Annotated in this window: 2 protein-coding genes and 1 pseudogene; all 3 read right to left on the bottom strand. The window is 70.5% G+C overall.

The genetic code is table 11. From position 1 onward, the window contains the following. Positions 1 to 490 (bottom strand): annotated as a pseudogene (locus ACFU99_RS39095) (shikimate dehydrogenase); the annotation flags it as partial. Next, on the bottom strand, positions 490 to 2,460 hold the full coding sequence (mltG, locus tag ACFU99_RS39090; RefSeq protein ID WP_384402125.1) for an endolytic transglycosylase MltG: 1,971 nt from the start codon (positions 2,458 to 2,460) through the stop codon (positions 490 to 492). The gene mltG and the pseudogene ACFU99_RS39095, both read right to left, overlap by 1 nt. A gap of 126 nt (positions 2,461 to 2,586) precedes the next feature. After that, a partial coding sequence (ruvX, locus tag ACFU99_RS39085; protein WP_384402122.1) for a Holliday junction resolvase RuvX occupies positions 2,587 to 3,043 on the bottom strand: 457 nt, incomplete at its 5' end.

Here is a 3,043-nt window from a genome sequence, read left to right as displayed (position 1 = left end):
CGTACACGGTGATCTCGCCCGAGCAGATCCGGGCGAGCGCGGCGAGCGCGGCGGAGGCGGTGGCTCCGGCGCCGAGTACGGCGGCGCTCTCCACCCGCTCGACGCCGCGTTCGCGCAGCGCGGCGACCATGCCGGGGATGTCGGTGTTGTCGCCGAGCAGCCGGCCGTCGGCGGTGCGGACGACGGTGTTGACGGCCTCGACGGCGGCCGCGGTGTCGCTGATCGCGTCCAGCAGCGGCAGGACGGCGCGCTTGAGCGGCATGGTCAGCGACAGCCCGGCCCAGCCTTCGCCGAGCGATGCGACGAAGTCGGGGAGAGCGGCCTCGGTGACGTCGAAGCTGTCGTACGTCCAGCCGGCGAGGCCGAGTTCCGCGTACGCGGCACGGTGCAGCGCCGGGGAGAGCGAGTGGGCGATCGGCGAGCCGAGCACGGCCGCCCGCCGGCCTTGCTCACGATCACGCCGGTCCTGCCGGTCCTGCTGGTGCGTCATCACTGACCGTTCTTGTTCTTCTGGTTCGCGTTGAACTCCTGCACGAGCTTGTCGTGTTCGGCCAGGGTCTTGGCGAACTTGGTGTTCTTGCCGTCCGTGGCGACGAAGTAGTACCAGTCCCCCGGCTCGGGGTCCATCGCCGCTTCCACCGCGTCGCTGCCCGGGTTGCTGATCGGGCCGGGCGGCAGCCCCTTGATGTTGTACGTGTTGTACGGGTGGTGGAAGGCCCGGAGCTGCGCGGGGCTCAGGTTGATCTTGCTCTGGTTCGTCGCGTAGTTGTACGTCGAGTCGAATTCGAGCTTGCCGTTCGTCTCGCTGTTGGTGGGCTTGAGGCGGTTGTAGACGACGCGCGACATCTTGCGGAAGTCGTCGTGCGTCATGCCCTCGGCCTGCACCAGGCTGGCCACCGTGATGACCTGGAGCGGCGACTTGAGGCCCAGGTCCTTGGCCTTGGCCTCCAGGTCGTACTTGGCGTACCGGCTCTTGGCGCGGCTGACCATCTCCCGCAGCACGTCGGCGGGCTTGGTGCCCTTGCCGACGCTGTACTGCGAGGGGAAGAGGAAGCCTTCCAGCGGGTCCTTCAGGTCCGGTTCGTCGCCCGCCCAGTCGGGCAGCCCGAGGTTCTTGGCCTCGTTCTTGGCGACGTCCTTGGTCGTCCCGTCCTTGAGGCCGAGCTTCTTGTCGATCGCGGCGTAGATCTGCACGCTGCGCCGGCCCTCGGGGATGGTGAGGGAGTTGCGGGTCTTGGGGTCCGTCATCAGCGCGACGGCCGCCGCGCCCGACATGCCCTTGCGCAGGGTGTAGGCGCCGCCCTGGATGCTCTTGCCCTGGGGGTTCCCGGCGACGGCCGAGGTGAAGGCGCCGACGCTCTTCACGACGCCCTTCGCCTTGAGGACGCGGCCCATCTCGATGCCGCTCGCGCCCGCCGGGATGTCGACCTGGACCTCGCCGGAGCCCTCGCCCGAGAAGTCGGGCGCGGCGCCGTAGCGGTCCTGCCACCACTGGTAGGCGAAGTAACCGCCCCCGCCGACGCCGCCGACCAGCACCACGACGACGACCATGCAGGCCATGCCGGAGCGGCGCTTGGTCTTCTTGCCGCGCCGGTCCGCTGAGTCCTTGTCGGCCCTCTCGCCCTTGTCGGCCTTCCCGGCCTTTCCGTCCTCGTCGTCATCCCGGTCGTCGCCGCCGCGGCCGGAGAAGAAGGGGTGCTCCTCGGGGCCGTCCGGCTCCGCGTCCCACTCCTCGACCTGCTCGGGTACCTGCGGCTGGGCCTGGGTCCGCTCCAGCGGGTTCTCCGGCCGGTCCCCCTGCCCCGGCTGATCACCCTGCTCGTGCTGGGGCGACTGCCGGCCGGGGGCCTGCTGGGGCCCGGGCGCCTGCTGAGGGGCGTGCTGCTGCTCCTCATGCGGCTGCTGCGGGTATTGGGGCTGGTGCGGCTGCTGAGGCTGCTGCTGCGCGTACGGGTCCTGGGCGCCGTAGTAGTTCGGGTTCCCGCCGCCGTAGGGATCGGCGGGCCGGCCGTACGGATCCTGGGGGTTCATCCCGTACTGGGCGGGAGCTCCTTGCAGGGGGTCCCAGCTGTACTGCTGCGACGGGTCGTACTGCTGGTCCGCGTATTGCTGGACCTCGTAGCGCTGATTCTGGTACTGCTGGTGCTGGTACTGCTGATCCTGTTGCTGACCGTAGCCGGGAAACTGCTGGCCTTGGTACGGCTGACCGGGGTACGGCTGCTGCTGATCGGGGTACTGCTGCTGTCCGTACTGCTGGGGGTGTTGCTGCGCGTACTGCTGGTACTGCGGGTGCTGTGACTGGTCCGCGTACTGCTGCGGTTGACCGCCGTAAGGGTCCTGCTGACCGCCGTACGGCCCCTGGGCGCCGTTCGGCTGATGCCCGCTGTAGCCCTGGTCCCCGTAGAGGGGGTCCTCGGGATGCCACGGTTGGGGCTCAGGACCCCGGCCATACTCAGTCATCGATCCCCTAGAGCCGCGTGTCGGCGACCGGACCGCGCTCCATGGAGCGTGCGGCCGGCCGCCTGGTTCCTTCACGGCCGGCGTTCGAACGGCTGCCGTTTCGCGCGGAACGTTACCGTACCTCCATCAGTCATCCACTTCGACGCCCTCCCCGGGCGGCTCCCCCGAGGTCCGTTCGATCTCCAGCGCGTTCTGGAGGATGATCACCGCGGCCGCCTGGTCGACGACGGAGCGGCCCTTCTTCGCGTTGACCCCGGAGGCGCGCAGCCCCTGTGCGGCCGTGACCGTGGTCATCCGCTCGTCCACCAGCCGCACGGGCACCGGGGCGACGCGCACCGCCAGCTCCCGCGCGAACGCGCGCACCTTGGCCGCGGCCGGTCCCTCCCCGCCCCCCAGGGAGCGGGGCAGGCCGGCGACGACCTCGATCGGCTCGTATTCGCCCACGATGGCCGTAAGCCGCCGGTACGCGGCCGGGAGGTCGCGCCCCGGCACGGTCTCGACGGGGGTGGCGAGGACCCCGTCGGGGTCGCACGAGGCGACCCCGATCCGGGCGTCCCCGACGTCGACGGCGATGCGTCTGCCG

It is taken from the genome of Streptomyces sp. NPDC057654 (assembly GCF_042800135.1).
In the GTDB taxonomy this organism is placed as follows: Bacteria; Actinomycetota; Actinomycetes; order Streptomycetales; family Streptomycetaceae; genus Streptomyces.
Note: the sequence above shows the minus strand (reverse complement) of the source record. Positions and strands in the feature narration are given on the sequence as shown.